Source organism: Pseudomonas sp. PDM25, from assembly GCF_019219045.1.
Taxonomy (GTDB): Bacteria; Pseudomonadota; Gammaproteobacteria; order Pseudomonadales; family Pseudomonadaceae; genus Aquipseudomonas.
Genome location: NZ_JAHUWL010000004.1, coordinates 389,682 through 408,786 on the forward strand (window position 1 = coordinate 389,682; position 19,105 = coordinate 408,786).

Genomic DNA, 19,105 nt, shown 5'->3' on the forward strand with positions numbered 1-19,105 from the left:
CTCATTGACTGACGTCAACTCCGCTTCTTCGCCGACTTTTGCCTTGCCTGATCATCGCTCGGCGACTTTATCAGGCGAGGATTAGGCGCCGGCGGCTGAAGGTTCGCGGCATTCTACTGGAATTGAGGAACGCTATGGATATCACTGAGCTGCTGGCTTTCAGCGCGAAACAGGGCGCATCCGACTTGCATCTGTCTGCCGGCCTGCCCCCGATGATTCGGGTCGACGGCGATGTGAGGCGCATCAACCTGCCAGCCCTGGACCACAAACAGGTGCAGGCGCTGATCTACGACATCATGAACGACACGCAGCGGGTGGACTTCGAGAAACACCTGGAGACCGACTTCTCCTTTGAGGTGCCCGGCGTGGCACGTTTTCGGGTTAACGCGTTCAACCACAATCGCGGTGCTGGCGCGGTATTCCGGACCATTCCATCCAAGGTCCTGAGCATGGACGACCTCGGTATGGGGGAGGTGTTTCGCAAGATTACCGAAGCGCCGCGGGGGCTGGTGCTGGTGACCGGCCCCACCGGTTCCGGCAAATCCACCACTTTGGCGGCGATGATCGATCACCTGAACAGCCATCGTCATCAACACATCCTCACCATCGAAGACCCGATCGAGTTCGTCCACGAGTCGCGCAAATGTTTGATCAATCAGCGTGAAGTCCATCGCGATACACGCAGCTTCGCCACGGCCCTGCGCTCGGCCCTGCGGGAGGACCCGGACGTGATTCTGGTGGGGGAGATGCGGGATCTCGAGACCATTCGCCTGGCGTTGACCGCCGCCGAAACCGGTCATCTGGTGTTCGGCACGCTGCATACGACATCGGCGGCGAAAACCATCGACCGGGTGGTGGACGTGTTTCCGGGGGACGAGAAATCGATGGTTCGTTCGATGCTGTCCGAGTCGTTACTGGCGGTGGTGTCGCAGACGCTGGTCAAGAAAATCGGCGGCGGGCGGATCGCGGCCCACGAAATCATGCTCGGCACGTCAGCGATCCGTAACCTGATCCGTGAAGACAAGGTGGCGCAGATGTACTCGTCGATTCAGACCGGGGGCAACCTGGGGATGCAGACGCTGGATATGTGCTTGAAGGAGCTGGTGAGCAAGGGCTTGATCAGCCGCGAGCATGCGCGGGAGAAGGCGCGGACGCCGGATGGTTTTTGAGGGATTGAGAGCGGACCTGTGGCGAGGGGACTTGTCCCCGTTGGGTTGCGAAGCGACCCCAAAATCGGGACTGCTGCGCAGTCCAACGGGGCGGTGCGGCGTTCCGACAAGTCCCCTCGCCACAAATCAGCGCTGAACAACCTGTAAGGTGTTCTTCTCTTTTGGCATAACCCGCTTGGCAACCACGTAGTGGCTTTCCCAATAGGGTTTCTTCAGCGTGTCGATGGTTACCGACTTGCCACGACGTGGTGCGTGGATGAAGCGGTCGTTGCCCAGGTAGATGGCGACGTGATTGACCTGACGGCTCTTGATGTTGAAGAAAATCAGGTCGCCAGGCTTCAGATCCTTGCGATCGACTTTCTCCCCATGACCGCTGGCCATGGCGTTGGAAGTGCGCGGCAGGTCGAACGTGGCGTCATTGAACGCGTATTTCACCAGGCCACTGCAGTCGAACCCTTTACTTGGGCTGCTGCCGCCCCAACGGTAAGGAGTACCGAGGACGTTTACGGCGCGGCTCAGCACGTTGCTGCTTTCCTTGGTCGCCATCGGCGGAACCAGGCCACTGTTGCTGCTCAGTTGAGGAGCGCGTTTTACGGTCTGTTTGTTTTTGCTCGAAGGAGCAGAAATATGGGATTTTGGGGTGTAACCATTAACGTTAGGAAGACGTTGCTCACGATTGGTGGCGTGGGCGGCCAGTGGCATCAAAAGGCAAATGGTTAGCCATGTCTTGAAAAATGGACGCATTAGGCAAGGCTCATATAAGTTAGCGCGCAACTTTATAACAGCTTTTTTGGCCCTTCCGCGGCCGTTGGTCGATTCAACCTTGGGGTCAACGGAACCAAATAAGCGGAAAATAGACGCGATTGTCGGACACAACGCTTGTGTTACAAGGGTTTGACGGGACACAAGGTAGCATTTGCCATATGTCGGCCACCTGTAAAAAAGTCACAAAGATTTAAAGAATATTTATCTATCGTGTGAATCGAGGTCCTTCATGAACACCTATCAACAACCCGTTTCGCATCAAGACACGCACAGCAAGGTCATCGGTTACCTGCTGTGGATTTTCGGTTTTACCGGCGCTCACCGCTTCTATTACGGCAAGCCGGTAACGGGGACGATTTGGTTCCTAACCCTCGGTTTGTTGGGTATCGGTTGGCTGATTGACGTGTTTCTGATCCCGGCCATGGATCGTGAAGCGGACCTGCGTTTTACCGCAGGGCCCATTGAGTACAACGTTGCGTGGATTCTGCTGACGTTTCTTGGGGTATTCGGCGTACACCGCATGTATCAGGGGAAGTGGATCAGCGGATTGCTGTACCTGGTGACGGGCGGGTTTTTCTTTCTGGGGGTTCTGTATGACTTCTGGACGCTGAACGACCAGGTGTCGATTCGCAATGCGCAGAATAGAGGCGCTTTTCAGTAAGCCTTCGCGAGCAAGTCGAATCGTCGCACCGCCGCCCCCACATTTGACCGCATTCCTCTGGGGGAACTCGGTCAAATGTGGGAGCGGGCTTGCTCGCGAATGCAGGCGACGCGGTCTTACGCCTGGTGGCTGATGCGTCCATCCACCAAGGTGTAACGCACCACGCCCGGCAGGCTGTGGCCAATGAACGGGCAGTTTTCACCTTTGGACAGCCAGGTTTCGCCGGCCACGGTCGAAGCCGCCGGGTCGAACAGCACGATGTCCGCTGGTCCACCTACCGCCAGTTTGCCCGCCGGCAGGCGCAATGCCTCGGCAGGTCCGGTGCTCAAGCGCGCCAGCAGCGTTGGCAGGTCCAGCAAACCATCCTCCACCAGCGTCATCGCCAACGGCAGCAGCAGTTCAACGCTGCTGATGCCCGGCTCGGTGGCCCCGAACGGCGCCAGTTTGGCGTCCCGCTCGTGGGGTTGGTGATGACTGGAGATCGCCGAGACGACACCGGATTTCACCGCTTCACGCAGGCCATCGCGGTCGGCGCGGGTGCGCAGCGGCGGCTGGACGTGATAGAGGCTGCTGAAGTCGATCAGCGCTTCGTCGGTCAGGATCAGCTGATACAGGGCGACATCGGCCGTCACCGGCAGGCCGCGAGCCTGGGCCTGAGCGATCAAGGCCACGCCACGGGCGCTGGTGAGCTGGCTGAAGTGCGCGCGCACGCCACTTTGCTCGACCAGCAGCAAGTCCCGGGCCAGCGCCACGGTTTCAGCGGTTTCGGGAATGCCCGGCAAACCGAGGAAGCTGGCGGTCGGGCCTTCGTGGGCCAGGCCACCTTCGGCCAAGTCATGGTCCTGAGAGTTGAAAATCACCGTCAGGTCGAATGTCGCGGCGTATTCCAGCGCCCGGCACAGCGTGCGGGTGTTGCGAAAGCTGTCCAGGCCGTTGCCGAAGGCCACGCAACCGGCATCGCGCAAGGCGACCAGCTCGGCCAACTGTTCGCCGTCCAGGCCTTTGCTCAGGGCGCCGATCGGGAACACCTTGGTGTTGCCGGCCTCGCGGGCGCGGTCGAGGATCAGTTCGGCCACGGCCGAGGTGTCCAGCACCGGTTTGGTTTTCGGCGGACAGCACAGGCTGGTGACGCCACCGGCCGCAGCGGCGCGGGTTTCGCTGACGATTGAGCCTTTACGGCTGTAGCCCGGCTCGCGCAGGGCGACATTCAGGTCAACCAGCCCAGGGGCGGCGACCAGGCCTTTGGCGTCGAGGGTATCGACGGCGACAAAACCGGCGGGTGCGGCGCCAAGGGCAATGATCTTGCAGGCTTCAATATGGATATCGGTAACTTGATCCAGGCCGCTGGCCGGATCGATGACGCGTGCGCCGAGAATGCTGAGCTTCACTGGGCGTTCTCCTGCTCGAATTGGCGCTGGGCTGTTTGCCCGCTCATGGCCATGGACAGCACGGCCATACGAATTGCGATGCCGTAGGTGACCTGGTTGAGGATCACCGAGTGCGGGCCGTCGGCCACCGCCGACTCAATTTCAACCCCACGGTTGATCGGCCCCGGGTGCATGACGATGCAATCCGGTTTGGCTCCGGCCAGGCGCGCGGTGGTCAGGCCGAACAGGCGGTAGAACTCACCTTCGCTCGGCAGCAGGCCGCCAGTCATGCGTTCACGCTGCAGGCGCAGCATGATCACCACGTCGACGTCTTTCAGGCCTTCTGTCATGTCGGTGTAAACCTTCACGCCGTATTGCTCGATGCCGATCGGTAGCAGGGTTTTCGGCGCGATCACGCGGATGTCCGGGCAACCGAGGGTTTTCAGCGCCAGCATGTTCGAGCGCGCCACCCGCGAGTGCAGGATGTCGCCGACGATAGCCACCGAGAGATTTTCGAAACCGCCCTTGTGCCGACGGATGGTGAGCATGTCGAGCATGCCTTGGGTCGGGTGGGCGTGACGGCCGTCGCCGCCGTTGATGATCGCCACTTGTGGGCACACGTGTTCGGCGATGAAGTGCGCCGCGCCGGAATCACCGTGGCGCACGACGAACATGTCGGCGGCCATGGCTTCCAGGTTGCGCAGGGTGTCGAGCAGGGTTTCGCCCTTGCTCGCCGACGAGGTGGACACGTTCAGGGTGATCACGTCCGCCGACAGCCGCTGGGCCGCCAGTTCGAAAGTGGTGCGGGTGCGGGTGGAGTTCTCGAAGAACACGTTGCACACGGTCTTGCCGCGCAGCAACGGGACTTTCTTCACCGCCCGGGCGCCGACTTCGAGGAACGAGTCGGCGGTGTCGAGGATTTCCGTCAGCAGCTCGCGGCGCAAACCGTCGAGCGAGAGGAAGTGGCGCAGCTGGCCCTGATCATTGAGCTGCAGCGGGCGCTTGGTTTCTAGAGGCGTCATCGCGAGGGGGACTCTCAATAGGGCGAATTAAAGGGCGAGGTCTTGCAGTTCGAGCTTGAGTTCCGGGCCGGACAGTTTCACCCGTTCGTGGGCGGCCAGCGACAGGGTCGCGCCGACCACGTTCGGGCGGATCGGCAGCTCGCCGGCGTCCAGGTCCAGCAGGCACACCAATGTCACGCTGGCCGGGCGGCCGTAGTCGAACAGCTCATTGAGGGCGGCGCGGATGGTCCGGCCGCTCATCAGCACGTCATCGATCAGCACCAGGTGTTGGCCTTCGATCTCGAACGGCAGGGCGGACGGGCGCACTTGTGGGTGCAGGCCGTTCTGACTGAAGTCGTCGCGGTAGAAGGAGACGTCCAGGGTGCCGAGGGGCGAGTCGCTGCCCAGTTCATCGAGCAACGCCTGGGCGACCCAGACACCACCGGTACGAATACCGATGTAGCGCGGCTCGCTGATACCACGGTGTTCCAGGTGCGCCTTGAGACGGGTCGCCATCTGGCTGATCAGTTCGGCGGGATTGGGCAGGCTCATGGTTGCTCCTTCTTGGGCCCGAGCCGGGTTCTGCTGGAGAGGTGGCTCGGGTTGTCGCTAAGTAGAGACGCGTGTTGCGGCTCTTCAGGATTCGAACAATGCGGTGTTTTCGTCGAGCCAGCCTTGCAGCAGCAGGGCAGCGGCGATGGCGTCCACCGGGTTGTCGCGGTAGCTGCCCTTTTGTCCGCCACGATCACGCCGTTCACCCTTGGCTTCGAAGGTGGTCAGGCGTTCATCGTGGGTATAGAAGGGCAGGTTGTAGCGGCCGTTGAGACGGCGGGCGAATTTCTCGGCGCGCAGGCACATGTCGCTCGGCGTGCCGTCCATGTTCAAGGGCAGGCCAACCACCACGGCATCGGGTTTCCACTCTTTAATCAGGGCTTCGACCTGATTCCAGTCGGGAATACCGTTTTGTGCCTTCAAGGTGCACAGCTCGCGGGCCTGGCCGGTAATCACCTGGCCGACCGCAACGCCGATCTGTTTGGTGCCGTAGTCGAAACCCAAAATCAGGCGCAGGGCCATCAGGCGTGTCCCGCCTGGCTGGTCAGCAGGCTGAGATTGACGCCCAGGTGCTTGGCCGCTGCTTCCAGGCGCAGTTCGCTGCTGGTGTTGAACAAAATTTCGGCATCGAACGGGCAGGTCAGCCAGGCGTTCTGGGCCAGTTCGGCTTCCAGCTGCCCGGCTTCCCAGCCAGCGTACCCGAGGGCAATCAGGCTTTTCGCCGGACCGACGCCGTCGGCGATGGCGAACAGCACGTCCTGGGAGGTCGACAGGGCCAGTTTCTCATCGAGCTCGACGGTGGCCTGATAACTCTGCCCCGAGGGGTGCAGGACAAAACCGCGATCGGTCTGCACCGGGCCGCCGATGAAGATCGGCACATGCTGGCAGAGCACCGGCGGTTCGATGTCGGGGCGCAGTTGCTCGAGGATATCGGCCAGGTTGAGGTCTTGCGGACGATTGACCACCAGGCCCATGGCACCATTGGCCGTGTGCTCGACGATGTAGGTCAAGGTGTGCGCAAAGTTCGGGTCGACCATGTGAGGCATGGCGATCAGGAACTGATGCTTGAGGTAGCTGGGGCTGACGTTCTTCATGAGCGCTAGTGTGGCGTTGGTGGCGCAAACTGACAAGCCGAGGATGGCGCAATTTGGCAGTCGGCACAGACCAAATGTGGGAGCGGGCTTGCTCGCGAAGGCGGTGTGTCAGTCGACATCAATGTTGAATGATTGACCGCCTTCGCGAGCAAGCCCACTCCCACAGGGGATTTGTGGGGTGTCAGTTGCTGGAGAGTCTGTCCCCGCGGGCAAACTTCCAGGTCCGGATGATTTCCAGGCGATCGATGTCCGACAAATCCCCGGTAAACGGTGAAAACGGCGCCGCCAGCCGCACGATGCGCTGTGCCGCCTGATCCAGCAGCGGTTGCCCGGACGACTCCAGCACCAGCACTTCAAAGAGCGAGCCGTCGCGGTTGATCGACACCATCAGGCGCAAATTGCCGTAGATCTGCTTGCGTCGCGCTTCGTCGGGGTAATTCAGGTTGCCGATGCGCTCGACCTTCTTGCGCCACTCGTCCTTATACCAGGCGCCTTTGTCGCGCATGGTCGACGCGGCGCTCAGGCGGTGGATGCGCGGGCGCTTGGCATACAGCTGTTGTTCGTTAGCCAGTTCCGCTTCCAGGCTGGCGATGTCGGTGGACAGCTGTTCACTGTCAAACGTCGGCGCGGCGACGGCGGGTTTGGTGACGGGTTTGGGTTCTTCGGTTTTGGCCGGGGCCTTTTTCGGCTTGGGCGCGACGGTCGTCACGGCTGCCTTCGGTGCGGCTTCCTTCACTTCAGGCTTGGCCGCCGGCGGTGGCGTGACTTTCTGCACCTTGTTGTCCTGGAAAGGCGCGACCTCGGTGGTCTTGGGAATTGCCTTTTTATCCAGGGTGCCGCTGCCTTCCTGATTCTCTTGAGCGAGGAAATCGGCTTTCTCAGGCTTCTTTTCGCTTTTGAAGGTGGCGAGGGTGATTTCCAGGGTTTTGCTGATTTGCTGGGGTTCGACCATCGTAAAACCGACGCCCAACAGCAAGGCCAGGTGAATCAGCGCCGCGAGAAACAGGGTAAAACCGAGGCGATCAGCCGGGCGCACGCCACGATGGGCGAGTTCAGCAGGTAGATCGGACGGGAGCGTCATGACAAAAAAACCAACATCGCGTTTTTCACAGGCCGCGGATGATAACGCAATGTTGGTCGTTTCTTGGCTGTTCTATATCAACGGGCCTTGAGCTTCTGATCGATGGCATCCATCAACAGGCCGCCGATGTCGGTGCCGAACGCGTTATCAATCTCGCGAATGCAGGTCGGGCTGGTGACGTTGATCTCCGTCAGATGCTCGCCGATTACGTCGAGACCGACGAACAGCAGGCCCTTCTCACGCAGGGTCGGGCCGACTTGGGCGGCGATCCAGCGATCTTTCTCGGTCAGCGGTCGGGCTTCCCCACGGCCCCCGGCGGCGAGGTTGCCACGGGTTTCGCCAGCGGCCGGAATCCGCGCCAGACAGTAATCCACCGGCTCGCCGTCGATCATCAGGATGCGCTTGTCGCCATCGATGATCGCCGGCAGGTAACCCTGGATCATGATCTGCTGTTTGCCATGCAGGGTCAGGGTTTCGAGGATCACCGACAGGTTCGGGTGGCCGGCGGTGTGACGGAAGATCGAAGAACCGCCCATACCGTCCAGCGGCTTGAGGATCACGTCGCCGTGATGGTCGGCGAATTCACGCAGTACATCCGGGCGACGGCTGACGATGGTCGGCGGCGTGCACTGCGGGAACAGCGTGGCGAACAGTTTCTCGTTGCAGTCGCGCAGGCTTTGCGGCTTGTTGACCACCAGCACGCCAGCGCGTTCGGCTTGCTCCAGCAGGTAAGTGGAGTAGACGAATTCCATGTCGAACGGCGGATCCTTGCGCATCAGGATCACGTCCAGATCGCTCAGCAGCGCGTCGGTCTCGGCTTCGAGCTCGAACCATTTTTCCGGGTTGGCGAAGACTTTCAACGGACGCATCCGCGCCCGCGCTTCGCCTTCGGCCTGGTACAAATCGCCCTGTTCCATATAGAACAGTTCCCAGCCGCGCTTCTGTGCGGCCAGCAACATGGCCAGCGAGCTATCCTTTTTATAGGAAATGCTGGCAATAGGATCCATGACAATCCCGACGCGAACGCTCATGGGTTTTTCCTCGAATTTGGGTGGTCCGATTGGACACGAAAAAGTGGCGTCAGATTGGCGCTCAGTGTGTTCCCGGTCAAGGAAAAACCACCGCGCCGGTCCCCCGATAGATTGCATTTGGAGACTGTGCTAAAAAGGCTGCCATATCGTTCCGGCCCTTAAACATCAAGGGTTTCGAGCCTCCGGTTATCGGAAATGGACAATTTGATTCGCAAAGGCGACGGCAGAGCATTTATGGAACAGCATTCCAGCGCCTTGAAGGTCATGGTGATCGACGATTCGAAGACGATTCGCCGCACCGCCGAAACGCTGTTGAAGAACGTGGGGTGTGAAGTGATCACCGCCATCGATGGTTTCGATGCCCTGGCCAAGATTGCCGACAATCACCCCGGCATCATCTTTGTAGACATCATGATGCCGCGTCTGGATGGTTATCAGACCTGCGCTTTAATCAAGAACAACAGTGCGTTCAAGTCCACGCCAGTGATTATGCTGTCGTCCAAGGACGGGTTGTTCGACAAGGCCAAGGGGCGCATCGTCGGCTCCGACCAGTTTTTGACCAAGCCTTTCAGCAAGGAAGAATTGCTGAACGCGATCCAGGCCCATGTTCCGGGCTTCGCCGCCGTTTTGCCGCAGTAGGACACGCACAGTGACGCTCGGCCAGCGGGCCCGGCGTCGACAAGAATGGGGAAAACCATGGCACGTATTCTGATCGTCGATGATTCGCCGACCGAAATGTACAAACTGACCGGCATGCTGGAAAAGCACGGTCATGAAGTGTTGAAAGCCGAAAACGGCGCCGACGGCGTGGCCCTGGCCCGTCAGGAAAAACCCGACGCCGTTCTGATGGACATCGTCATGCCTGGCCTCAACGGTTTCCAGGCGACCCGTCAGCTGACCAAAGACCCGGAAACCGGGCACATTCCAGTGATCATCATCACCACCAAGGATCAGGAAACCGACAAGGTCTGGGGCACGCGCCAGGGCGCCAAGGACTACCTGACCAAACCGGTCGACGAAGAGACCCTGATCAAGACCCTGAACAACGTGCTGGCCGGTTGATCGTCCGGCCATGACCGAGTCGTTGACGGCTTTCGAACTGCTGCTGCAGATCGACCAGCGTTGTCGTCTGCTGGCGGCGGACTTGCCGTCCCAGCCGACCCGACAAGACAGTTGGAGCGGCATCGGCTTCCGTCTGGGCGAACACTGGTACGTCGCGCCGATGGGCGAGGTCAGCGAAGTGTTGCACGAGCCTCGGTTCACCCAACTGCCAGGGGTCAGACCCTGGGTCAAGGGCGTGGCCAACCTGCGCGGGCGTCTGTTGCCGATCATCGATTTGTGCGGCTTCTTCGGGTATGAGCTGTCAGCTGTGCGCAAGCAGCGCCGGGTATTGGTGGTGGAGCATAACGACGTGTTTGCCGGGTTGATGGTCGATGAAGTCGTCGGCCTCCAGCACTTTGCCCAGGACAGCCTTGAGGCGGTAGATACCTTGAGCGGCCCGATTGCACCGTTCATCAAAGGCCGGTTTCAGCGTGAGCAGACCTGGCAGGTGTTCAGCCCGTTTGCGTTGGTGCAGTCCCAAAGCTTTATGCACGTAGCGCTGTAACCGCAATGACGCAGATCCAATGTGGGAGCGGGCTTGCTCGCGAAGGCGGCGGGTCAGTCAGCATCAATGTTGAATGAATGACCGCATTCGCGAGCAAGCCCGCTCCCACAGGGGATCTATGGCGGGTTCTAAAGGTGCGATAACAGGCGAGGACCGATGATAAAAGCAAAAACAGGCAAGCCAGAAGGGTCGCGTAGCCGGTCACAGATCATCGCGCTGTTCATCGCGCTGATCGTCTTCATCATGCTGCTGTTCGCCAACTTCGCGTACCTCAACACCCAGGCCACGTACGACAAACAGTACATCGGCCACGCCGGTGAGCTGCGCGTGCTGTCCCAGCGCATTGCCAAGAACGCCACCGAAGCGGCGGCCGGCAAGGCGGCGGCGTTCAAGCTGCTGAGCGATGCGCGCAATGACTTTGCCCAACGCTGGGGCTATCTGAAGAAAGGCGACCCCGCCACCGGCCTGCCGCCGGCGCCGTCCACCGTGCGCCCGGAAATGCGCGCCGTGCAACTGGACTGGGAACGCTTGCTGAAAAACACCGACGCGATCCTCTCCAGCGAGCAGACCGTGCTGTCGCTGCATCAAGTCGCTGCAACCCTGGCCGAAACCGTGCCGCAGTTGCAGGTCGAGTACGAAAAGGTCGTCGAAACGCTCCTCCAGCGCGGCGCCCCGGCCGCGCAGGTGGCCATGGCCCAGCGCCAGTCGCTATTGGCTGAGCGGATTCTCGGTGCAGTGAACACCGTGCTGTCCGGTGATGAAAATTCGCAGCAGGCCGCCGACGCCTTCGGTCGCGATGCGGCGCGATTCGGCCAGGTACTCAACGGCATGCTCCAGGGCAATCCGTCACTGAAAGTCAGCCAGGTTGAAGACCGCGATGCGCGCGCGCGGTTGATCGAGATTTCCGAGCTGTTTGAATTTGTCTCGGGTTCGGTGGATGAAATCCTCGAAACCTCGCCGGAGCTGTTCAAGGTCCGTGAATCGGCCACCAGTATCTTTACCCTGTCGCAGACCCTGCTCGAGGAAGCCTCGCACCTGGCCGGCGGTTTCGAAAACCTGGCCGGCGGGCGCAACACCGACACCATTGGCGGCTACGTGCTGGGCCTGTTGGCGCTGATGTCGATCATCCTCATTGGTCTGGTGATGGTCCGTGAAACCAACCGTCAGCTGCGCGAAACGGCCGAGAAGAACGAGCGTAACCAGAACGCGATCATGCGCCTGCTCGACGAGATCGAAGACCTGGCGGACGGCGACCTGACCGTGACCGCCTCGGTGACCGAAGACTTCACCGGGACCATCGCCGACTCGATCAACTACTCCGTGGACCAATTGCGCGATCTGGTGGCGACCATCAACCTTACCGCTGGCCAGGTCGCTGCCGCCGTGCAGGAAACCCAGGCCACCGCCATGCACCTGGCCCAGGCTTCGGAGCATCAGGCGCAGCAGATTGCCGAAGCCTCCACCGCGATCAACGACATGGCTGAGTCCATCGATCAGGTCTCGGCCAACGCCGCTGAGTCCTCGGCGGTGGCCGAGCGTTCGGTGGAAATCGCCAACAAGGGCAACGAGGTGGTGCACAACACCATCCACGGCATGGACAATATTCGCGAGCAGATTCAAGACACCGCCAAGCGTATCAAACGCCTCGGCGAGTCTTCTCAGGAAATCGGCGACATTGTCAGCCTGATCGATGACATTGCCGACCAGACCAACATCCTTGCGCTCAACGCAGCGATCCAGGCTTCCATGGCCGGTGATGCCGGGCGCGGTTTTGCGGTGGTCGCCGATGAAGTCCAGCGGCTGGCCGAGCGCTCGTCCGCCGCCACCCGGCAGATCGAAACCCTGGTGCGGGCGATTCAGACCGACACCAACGAAGCGGTGATTTCCATGGAGCAGACCACCACCGAAGTGGTGCGTGGCGCGCGTCTGGCGCAGGATGCCGGAGTGGCCCTGGAAGAAATCGAAGGCGTGTCGAAGACCCTCGCCGCGTTGATCCAGAGTATTTCCAACGCCGCGCAGCAACAGACGTCCTCGGCCGGTCAGATTTCCCTGACGATGAACGTGATCCAGCAGATCACCACGCAGACCTCGTCCGGCTCCACCGCCACCGCCGAGAGCATTGGCAACCTGGCGAAAATGGCCAGCCAGCTGCGGCGTTCGGTGTCCGGTTTCACCTTGCCGGCCGCCAAGGCTGAGGCTGCAGATAAAGTGTGAAACGCCTGCGAGCGAATGCATTTTTTGAGTAGAGCAGTGATTTGGAGTGGTTATGGGTGATCGGCACGACTATGTGGCCCTCGAGTGGGTCAAAGGCGAGATTGCCGAAACGCTGAAAGTGGCTCACCAGGCGATTGAAACGTTGCTTGATGACCCGCAGGCGACGCACGCCCTCAGCGAATGCCTGGCGTGCCTCCATCAGGTTCACGGCAGTTTGCAGATGGTCGAATTCTACGGCGCGGCGCTGCTCGCTGAAGAGATGGAACATCTGACCAGCGCATTGCAACAGAACCGCGTCAGTCATCGCGATGAGACGCTCCACCTGTTGCTGCAAGCCCTTGGGCAGCTGCCGATTTACCTCGACCGGGTGCAAGGTGCGCGCCGCGACCTGCCGCTGGTGGTGTTGCCACTGATCAACGATCTGCGCAGCGCCCGTGGCGAAAGCCTGTTGTCGGAAACCAGCCTGTTCAGCCCGCAACTGCCGGACCTGCCGCCCCTGGACGAAAAAGCGCTGGCGCTGCTGGAGCCGGCGGATTTACCGAACATGCTGCGCAAGTGGCGGCAGATGTTGCAGATGGCCCTGGTCGGGTTACTGCGTGAACAGGACGGCGAAACCAATCTCGGTTACCTGACCAAGGTTTTTGCGCGCCTCGAAGGGCTGTGCGGCAACGCGCCCTTGAGCCCGTTGTGGCAAGTCGCCTCGGCGCTGGTCGAAGGCATGCGCGACGGCTCGATTGCCAACAGTCCGGCGTTGCGCAGCCTGTTCAAGGAGGCCGACAAAGAACTCAAGCGCCTGCTCGAACAGGGCATGCCGGGCATCAATCAGCCGGCGCCGCTAGAGTTACTCAAGAGTTTGCTGTTCTACATTGCCAAGGCCGAACATCCCACCGGGCAGATGCTGACCATGAAAGATCGCTACGGACTGGACGACGCGCTGCCTGACAGCGCAATGGTCGACGAAGAACGCGCACGGCTGGCCGGTCCCGACCGCGATGCCATGCGCTCGGTGTTGGCCGCTTTGTGTGAAGAGCTGGTGCGGGTCAAGGAACGCCTTGACCTGTTCGTGCGCAGCGACCGCCAACACACCTCGGACCTCGAAAGCCTGCTGGCGCCCCTGCGGCAAATCGCCGACACCCTGGCGGTGCTCGGTTTTGGCCAGCCACGCAAGGTCATCATCGATCAGCTGGCGGTGGTGCTGAGCCTGGCCCAGGGCCAGCGTGAGCCCAACGACGCGATCCTGATGGACGTCGCCGGTGCCTTGCTCTACGTCGAAGCGACGCTGGCCGGCATGGTCGGCACCGTCGAGCCGGAAAGCCAGGAAGAAAGCCGCCTGCCGACCACCGACCTGACCCAGATCCATCAGATCGTGATCAAGGAAGCGCGCATCTGCCTGCAACAGGCCAAGGACATGATCGTCGACTACATCGACGCCGACTGGGACCGCCAGCACTTGCAGCCACTGCCGGCCTTGCTGACCCAGGTGCGCGGTGCGCTGGCGATGATTCCGTTGAGCCGTGCGGCGAGCCTGATCGAAACGTGCAACCACTTCATCCGCGAGCACCTGCTGCTGGATCCGGATCATCCCGGCTGGCAGGAACTGGACAGCCTGGCCGACGTCATCACCAGCATCGAGTATTACCTGGAGCGCCTCAGCGACGACCCCGAAGCGCCGAGCGAACAGTTGCTCGACGTTGCGGAAAAAAGCCTGGCTTCACTCGGCTTTTTCCCCAGCGAGCAGCAGGTGCCGGTGCTTGACGATGTGCTCAGCCCGAGTGAAGCGCAGGTTATGCAGGATCTGCAGGAACTGGACGACCCTGAGACCGTCAAGTCACTGGCCGATGTATTGGCCAGCCCTGTGTCCTCCGTCAATCCGCCCGCCCTGACGATCCCGGGAAGCCTGTTGCCGCCGCCCACCGGTGAAGAGCCGGTGGACGATGAGCTGCGGGAAGTGTTCCTCGAAGAAACCGATGAAGTCCTGGAAATCCTCAGGGAGTACCTGCCGCGCTGGACGGCAAACCCCGACGATAAACCTGCCTTGAGTGAATTGCGCCGGGCATTCCACACCTTGAAAGGCAGTGGCCGGATGGTCCGCGCGTTGGTGTTGGGTGAACTGGCCTGGGCGGTGGAAAACCTGCTCAACCGCGTGCTGGAACGCAGCGTTGCGCCGGGGTCGGCGGTGCAACAACTGCTGGGCGATGCAGTGAATCTGCTGCCGGAACTGGTGGCCGAGTTTGCCAGCCATGCTCAGCGCCAGCGCAACGACGTTGACCAATTGGCCGCTCGCGCCCATGGCCTCGCCAAGGGCGATACGCCTGTCAGCGATGAAGATACCCAGGATGTGGCGGCCCTCGATCCGCTGTTGCTGGAGATCTTCCGCAAGGAAGCCGAGACCCATCTCGCCAGCCTCAACCGTTTCCTCGATAAAGCCGCCGAGCACGTGCCATTGCAGGCCAGTGACGAGTTGCAGCGGGCGCTGCACACCCTCAAGGGCAGTGCCTACATGGCGGGCGTATTGCCGATCGCCGAGCTGGCAAAACCGCTGGATCATCTGACCCGGGAGTACAAGGCGCACCTGCTCGCCCTCGACCTGGACGAAGTCGAACTGCTGCTCGAAGCCGAAGGACTGTTCCGTCTCGGCTTGCGACAGCTCAAGACTGATCCGCTGGCGGAGATTCCCGGCGCCCGCTCATTGATCGAACGAACCCAGGCGTTGCTGGCCGAGCGGTTGGAAATGCTCCTGAGTGCACCGAATTCCGGGTTGCGCATCAAGCGTGATCCGCAACTGATCAACAACTTCCTCGCCCAAGGCATGGACATCCTGCTGGACGCCGAGAGCCTGTTGAAACGCTGGCAGCAACATCCCGGCGAGCGTCAGGAACTCAGCGCATTGCTGGACGAATTGACCACCCTCGGCGAAGGCGCGCACCTGGCGGATCTGCATCCGGTGGATGAACTCTGCGAAGCCTTGCTCGACCTCTACGGTGCGGTGGAAGAAAGCAGCCTGGCGGTCAGCGAGGCGTTTTTCCATGAGGCACAAAGTGCCCATGAAGCGCTGATCAACATGCTCGACGAACTGGCCGCCGGCCAGGAAGTCAGCCCGCAACCGGAACGCATTCGGGCCTTGCGCAGGTTGCTCGATGAGAGCCTGGATCCGTCGGCGATGGGGCTGATTCGCAGCGATGGCAGCCGCACCCTGAGCATCCGGGAACTGGGCGACGCCACCGCCGAACTTGAAAACACACTACCCCCTGTGGGAGCGAGCCTGCTCGCGATGGACGTCAACGATGACGCATCGTTGCAGGATAAACGCGGCGCCTATGAATCCATCGCGAGCAGGCTCGCTCCCACAAAGGATCATGAGCTGGACGATGAGATCGTTTCGATCTTCCTCGAAGAGGCGGTGGATATCCTCGAGAGCGCCGGCCAGGCTTTGCAGCGCTGGCTGAGCGACCCGGACAACGCTGCGCCATTGTTGTCGTTGCAGCGAGATTTGCACACCCTCAAGGGGGGGGCGCGGATGGCCGAGGTCGAGCCGGTCGGTGAGTTGGCCCATGAACTGGAAAACCTTTACGAAGGTCTGGTGGACCGCCGTTACGCCTACAGCGAAGCCTTGGCGCACCTGCTGCAACACAGTCATGAGCGGCTCGCGCAGCTGCTTGAACAGTTGCAGAACCAGCGCCCCTTGGGTGATCCGGGTGAGGTGATCGAGGCCATTCGCGAGTTTCGCCAAGGCAACGCCAGCGCTGTTGAAACGGTCGAACCGGCACGGGCCGAGGATTCACCGGGGCATGATCCGGAGCTGCTGGAGATCTTCCTCGAGGAAGGTTTCGACATCATCGAAAACTCCGGCGCGGCGCTGGTGCGCTGGCAGGCCGAGCCGTCGAATCGTCAGGAAGTGGAAACCCTGCTGCGTGATTTGCACACCCTCAAGGGGGGCGCGCGGATGGTGGAAATCGCGCCGATCGGCGACCTCGCCCATGAGCTGGAATTCCTCTACGAAGGCCTGTCCGCCGGCGTGTTGCAACCCACCGCCGCGTTGTTCGGCTTGCTGCAAAGCAGCCACGACCGACTGGCGCAGATGCTCGACGCGACCCGTGCCGGTCAGCCATTGCCGCCCGCCGATCAACTGATCGATGAGATCAAGAATTTCAGTCATCCGGCGGTGCCCGAAACACCGGCACCGGTCCAGGTGCCTGCAACGCCGAAAATCGAAACGCCGGCACCGCAACCCGATGTCGGCGCGGACATGGTCAAGGTCTCGGCAGAACTGCTCGACGATCTGGTCAACCTGGCCGGCGAAACCTCGATTTTTCGTGGGCGGATCGAACAACAGGTCAACGATGCGCGCGTGACCCTGAGCGAGATGGAAACCACCATTGAGCGGATGCGCGACCAGTTGCGTCGTCTCGATACTGAAACCCAGGGGCGGATTCTCAGCCGTCAGCAAGTCGACGCCGAACGCCTGGGCTACGAAGAATTCGATCCGCTGGAAATGGACCGCCACTCGCAGTTGCAGCAACTGTCGCGGGCGCTGTTCGAATCCGCCTCCGACCTGCTCGACCTCAAGGAAACCCTCGACCGACGCAATCAGGACGCGGAAAACCTGCTGCAACAACAGGGCCGCATCAACACCGAATTGCAGGAAGGCCTGATGCGCACGCGCATGGTGCCGTTCGAGCGGATGCTGCCGCGCTTGAAGCGGATCGTCCGTCAGGTCTCCAGCGAACTGGGCAAGGACGTGGACTTCATCGTCGGCAATGCCGAAGGCGAGATGGACCGCAACGTCCTCGAACGCATGGCCGCGCCGTTGGAACACATGCTGCGCAACGCCGTGGATCATGGCCTGGAATCCGCCGAGGTGCGTATCGCCGCGGGTAAACCGGCTCAGGGCCGTATCACCCTCGACCTGTCGCGAGAGGGCGGCGACATCATTTTCGACATCCGCGACGACGGTGCCGGCGTGCCGCTGGACGCGGTGCGGAATAAGGCGATCAAACGCGGGTTGCTGGCCCCGGACAGCGACATCAGCGACCGCGATGTCCTGCAATTCATCCTGCAACCAGGGTTCTCCACCGCCGAGAAAATCACCCAGATTTCCGGACGCGGCGTCGGCATGGACGTGGTGCATGAAGAGGTCCGGCAGCTCGGCGGCAGCATGAGCATCGACTCTGTGCCGGGGCAGGGCGTGCACTTTCGCATTCGCCTGCCGTTCACCGTGTCGGTCAACCGGGCGCTGATGGTGCAGTGTTTTGATGATCAGTACGCGATCCCGCTGAACACCATCGACGGCATCGTTCGCGTGCTGCCCAACGAACTTGAAGGGCATTACCGGCTCGATCCGCCGACCTACCAATACGCCGGACAAGACTATGAACTGTGCTACCTCGGCGAACTGCTGAAAACCAGCCATCGCCCGAAACTGCTGGGCCAGAGCCTGCCGTTGCCGGTGTTGCTGGTGCAGTGCAACGAACGGCATATCGCGGTGCAAGTCGACTCCATGGCCGGCACTCGCGAGATCGTGGTCAAAAGCCTCGGCCCGCAATTTGCGGCGGTGCAGGGTTTATCCGGGGCGACAATTCTCGGCGATGGGCGGGTGGTGCTGATTCTTGATTTGCTGGCGCCGATCCGCGCGATGCAAGCCCGTTTGCCGCAACAGCCAGTGACTCAGGACGCAGAGGTCGAGCCGCATAAACCGCTGCTGGTGTTGGTGGTCGATGACTCGGTCACCGTGCGCAAGGTCACCAGCCGTCTGCTGGAACGCCACGGCATGAACGTGCTGACCGCCAAGGACGGTGTCGACGCCATGCTGCTGCTTGAAGACCACATGCCTGACCTGATGCTGCTGGACATCGAAATGCCGCGCATGGACGGTTTTGAAGTCGCGACCCAGGTCCGCGCCGACGAACGTCTGCAGCACCTGCCGATCATCATGATCACCTCCCGCACCGGGCAGAAACACCGCGACCGCGCCATGGCCATCGGCGTCAACGACTACCTCGGCAAGCCGTACCAGGAATCGGTGCTGCTCGACAGCATCCACCTGTGGAGCAAAACCCATGCTTGAGCACCGCACCAGCAACCTCACCGGCCTGCTGCTGCCCTTGGCTGACCGCAACCTGATCTTGCCCAACGTCGCTGTGGCGGAGCTTATCGATTACCAACCCAGCGCCTTCGACCTCGACACACCGCCGTGGTACCTGGGGTTGGTGAAGTGGCGGGATCGACAGATTCCGTTGATCAGTTTCGAGTCGGCGTGTGGGCAGAAAATCGTCATTGGTGAGCGGGCGCGGATCGTCATCCTCAATGCGCTCGGTGGGCGGCCCGATCTGAAATTCATCGCCTTGCTGGTGCAGGGGATTCCGCGGTCTTACAAGCTTGATAGTCAGTTGAGCTATGTGGATGTACCGTTGTGCTCGCTGGAACAGGCGGCGGTGCAGGTGGGGGAACAAGTGGCCAAGGTGCCGAATTTGCTGGCGTTGGAGGCGTTGCTGGTGAATGCCGGGTTGACCTGACTGGCCCCTTCGCGGGCAAGCCCGCTCCCACATTGGATCTGCGTCGTACACA

The 19,105-nt window shown here is 61.2% G+C and carries 16 protein-coding genes; 8 read left to right on the plus strand and 8 right to left on the minus strand.

What is annotated here, in order from left to right:
• Positions 1 to 134 precede the first annotated feature (134 nt).
• Positions 135 to 1,169 (plus strand): type IV pilus twitching motility protein PilT, encoded by a 1,035-nt coding sequence (locus KW848_RS09975; RefSeq protein ID WP_218536698.1) that lies wholly within the window; start codon positions 135 to 137, stop codon positions 1,167 to 1,169.
• 126 nt (positions 1,170 to 1,295) lie between these two features.
• Here KW848_RS09975 and KW848_RS09980 read toward each other — a convergent pair whose 3' ends face one another.
• A complete protein-coding gene (locus KW848_RS09980) occupies positions 1,296 to 1,913 on the minus strand; it encodes a C40 family peptidase (protein ID WP_111448455.1) in 618 nt (205 codons plus the stop codon).
• 250 nt (positions 1,914 to 2,163) lie between these two features.
• Between KW848_RS09980 and KW848_RS09985 the strand changes: the two genes are divergently transcribed.
• On the plus strand, positions 2,164 to 2,595 hold the full coding sequence (locus KW848_RS09985; protein WP_218536699.1) for a TM2 domain-containing protein: 432 nt from the start codon (positions 2,164 to 2,166) through the stop codon (positions 2,593 to 2,595).
• Positions 2,596 to 2,711: 116 nt separating this feature from the next.
• Here the strand turns inward: KW848_RS09985 and KW848_RS09990 are convergent, their stop codons facing one another.
• The 7 genes from KW848_RS09990 to gshB all read right to left on the minus strand — a co-directional run bounded on the left by KW848_RS09990 (position 2,712) and on the right by gshB (position 8,721).
• Positions 2,712 to 3,983 (minus strand): dihydroorotase, encoded by a 1,272-nt coding sequence (locus tag KW848_RS09990; RefSeq protein WP_008152614.1) that lies wholly within the window; start codon positions 3,981 to 3,983, stop codon positions 2,712 to 2,714.
• Entirely contained in the window at positions 3,980 to 4,984 is a 1,005-nt protein-coding gene (locus KW848_RS09995) for an aspartate carbamoyltransferase catalytic subunit (protein ID WP_007897943.1), read from the minus strand. Before KW848_RS09995 ends, KW848_RS09990 begins: the two co-directional genes overlap by 4 nt.
• Before the next feature lie 27 nt (positions 4,985 to 5,011).
• Positions 5,012 to 5,515 carry a bifunctional pyr operon transcriptional regulator/uracil phosphoribosyltransferase PyrR gene (gene pyrR, locus KW848_RS10000; RefSeq protein WP_008152613.1) on the minus strand — a complete coding sequence of 168 codons (504 nt, stop codon included), beginning with the start codon at positions 5,513 to 5,515 and terminating at the stop codon, positions 5,012 to 5,014.
• Between the two features lie 84 nt (positions 5,516 to 5,599).
• Positions 5,600 to 6,037, minus strand: a complete 438-nt coding sequence (gene ruvX, locus KW848_RS10005) for a Holliday junction resolvase RuvX (RefSeq protein WP_005792259.1) — start codon at positions 6,035 to 6,037, stop codon at positions 5,600 to 5,602.
• Positions 6,037 to 6,609, minus strand: coding sequence for a YqgE/AlgH family protein (locus KW848_RS10010; RefSeq protein ID WP_218536700.1), 573 nt, complete (start codon positions 6,607 to 6,609; stop codon positions 6,037 to 6,039). Before KW848_RS10010 ends, ruvX begins: the two co-directional genes overlap by 1 nt.
• Before the next feature lie 181 nt (positions 6,610 to 6,790).
• Positions 6,791 to 7,690 carry an energy transducer TonB gene (locus tag KW848_RS10015; protein ID WP_111448459.1) on the minus strand — a complete coding sequence of 300 codons (900 nt, stop codon included), beginning with the start codon at positions 7,688 to 7,690 and terminating at the stop codon, positions 6,791 to 6,793.
• 77 nt (positions 7,691 to 7,767) lie between these two features.
• Positions 7,768 to 8,721, minus strand: coding sequence for a glutathione synthase (gene gshB / locus KW848_RS10020; protein ID WP_056738965.1), 954 nt, complete (start codon positions 8,719 to 8,721; stop codon positions 7,768 to 7,770).
• Positions 8,722 to 8,955: 234 nt separating this feature from the next.
• Between gshB and pilG the strand changes: the two genes are divergently transcribed.
• The 6 genes from pilG (at position 8,956) to KW848_RS10050 (ending at position 19,053) form a co-directional block, all read left to right on the plus strand.
• Positions 8,956 to 9,360, plus strand: coding sequence for a twitching motility response regulator PilG (pilG, locus tag KW848_RS10025; protein WP_008152601.1), 405 nt, complete (start codon positions 8,956 to 8,958; stop codon positions 9,358 to 9,360).
• Positions 9,361 to 9,417: 57 nt separating this feature from the next.
• A complete protein-coding gene (gene pilH, locus KW848_RS10030; RefSeq protein WP_008068134.1) occupies positions 9,418 to 9,783 on the plus strand; it encodes a twitching motility response regulator PilH in 366 nt (121 codons plus the stop codon).
• Positions 9,784 to 9,793: 10 nt separating this feature from the next.
• Positions 9,794 to 10,327 (plus strand): chemotaxis protein CheW, encoded by a 534-nt coding sequence (locus KW848_RS10035; protein WP_192409141.1) that lies wholly within the window; start codon positions 9,794 to 9,796, stop codon positions 10,325 to 10,327.
• A gap of 156 nt (positions 10,328 to 10,483) precedes the next feature.
• A complete protein-coding gene (locus tag KW848_RS10040; RefSeq protein ID WP_218536701.1) occupies positions 10,484 to 12,541 on the plus strand; it encodes a methyl-accepting chemotaxis protein in 2,058 nt (685 codons plus the stop codon).
• A gap of 52 nt (positions 12,542 to 12,593) precedes the next feature.
• Positions 12,594 to 18,605 (plus strand): Hpt domain-containing protein, encoded by a 6,012-nt coding sequence (locus KW848_RS10045; protein WP_218536702.1) that lies wholly within the window; start codon positions 12,594 to 12,596, stop codon positions 18,603 to 18,605.
• Positions 18,598 to 19,053 (plus strand): chemotaxis protein CheW, encoded by a 456-nt coding sequence (locus tag KW848_RS10050; RefSeq protein WP_111448464.1) that lies wholly within the window; start codon positions 18,598 to 18,600, stop codon positions 19,051 to 19,053. The genes KW848_RS10045 and KW848_RS10050 overlap by 8 nt, the downstream gene beginning before the upstream one ends.
• Positions 19,054 to 19,105: the final 52 nt, after the last annotated feature.

Coding starts and splice junctions, on each gene's coding strand:
- KW848_RS09975 (WP_218536698.1), top strand. CDS start 135: ATGGATATCACTGAGCTGCTGGCTTTCAGCGCGAAACAGGGCGCATCC.
- KW848_RS09980 (WP_111448455.1), bottom strand. CDS start 1,913: ATGCGTCCATTTTTCAAGACATGGCTAACCATTTGCCTTTTGATGCCA.
- KW848_RS09985 (WP_218536699.1), top strand. CDS start 2,164: ATGAACACCTATCAACAACCCGTTTCGCATCAAGACACGCACAGCAAG.
- KW848_RS09995 (WP_007897943.1), bottom strand. CDS start 4,984: ATGACGCCTCTAGAAACCAAGCGCCCGCTGCAGCTCAATGATCAGGGC.
- pyrR (WP_008152613.1), bottom strand. CDS start 5,515: ATGAGCCTGCCCAATCCCGCCGAACTGATCAGCCAGATGGCGACCCGT.
- ruvX (WP_005792259.1), bottom strand. CDS start 6,037: ATGGCCCTGCGCCTGATTTTGGGTTTCGACTACGGCACCAAACAGATC.
- KW848_RS10010 (WP_218536700.1), bottom strand. CDS start 6,609: ATGAAGAACGTCAGCCCCAGCTACCTCAAGCATCAGTTCCTGATCGCC.
- KW848_RS10015 (WP_111448459.1), bottom strand. CDS start 7,690: ATGACGCTCCCGTCCGATCTACCTGCTGAACTCGCCCATCGTGGCGTG.
- gshB (WP_056738965.1), bottom strand. CDS start 8,721: ATGAGCGTTCGCGTCGGGATTGTCATGGATCCTATTGCCAGCATTTCC.
- pilG (WP_008152601.1), top strand. CDS start 8,956: ATGGAACAGCATTCCAGCGCCTTGAAGGTCATGGTGATCGACGATTCG.
- pilH (WP_008068134.1), top strand. CDS start 9,418: ATGGCACGTATTCTGATCGTCGATGATTCGCCGACCGAAATGTACAAA.
- KW848_RS10035 (WP_192409141.1), top strand. CDS start 9,794: ATGACCGAGTCGTTGACGGCTTTCGAACTGCTGCTGCAGATCGACCAG.
- KW848_RS10040 (WP_218536701.1), top strand. CDS start 10,484: ATGATAAAAGCAAAAACAGGCAAGCCAGAAGGGTCGCGTAGCCGGTCA.
- KW848_RS10045 (WP_218536702.1), top strand. CDS start 12,594: ATGGGTGATCGGCACGACTATGTGGCCCTCGAGTGGGTCAAAGGCGAG.
- KW848_RS10050 (WP_111448464.1), top strand. CDS start 18,598: ATGCTTGAGCACCGCACCAGCAACCTCACCGGCCTGCTGCTGCCCTTG.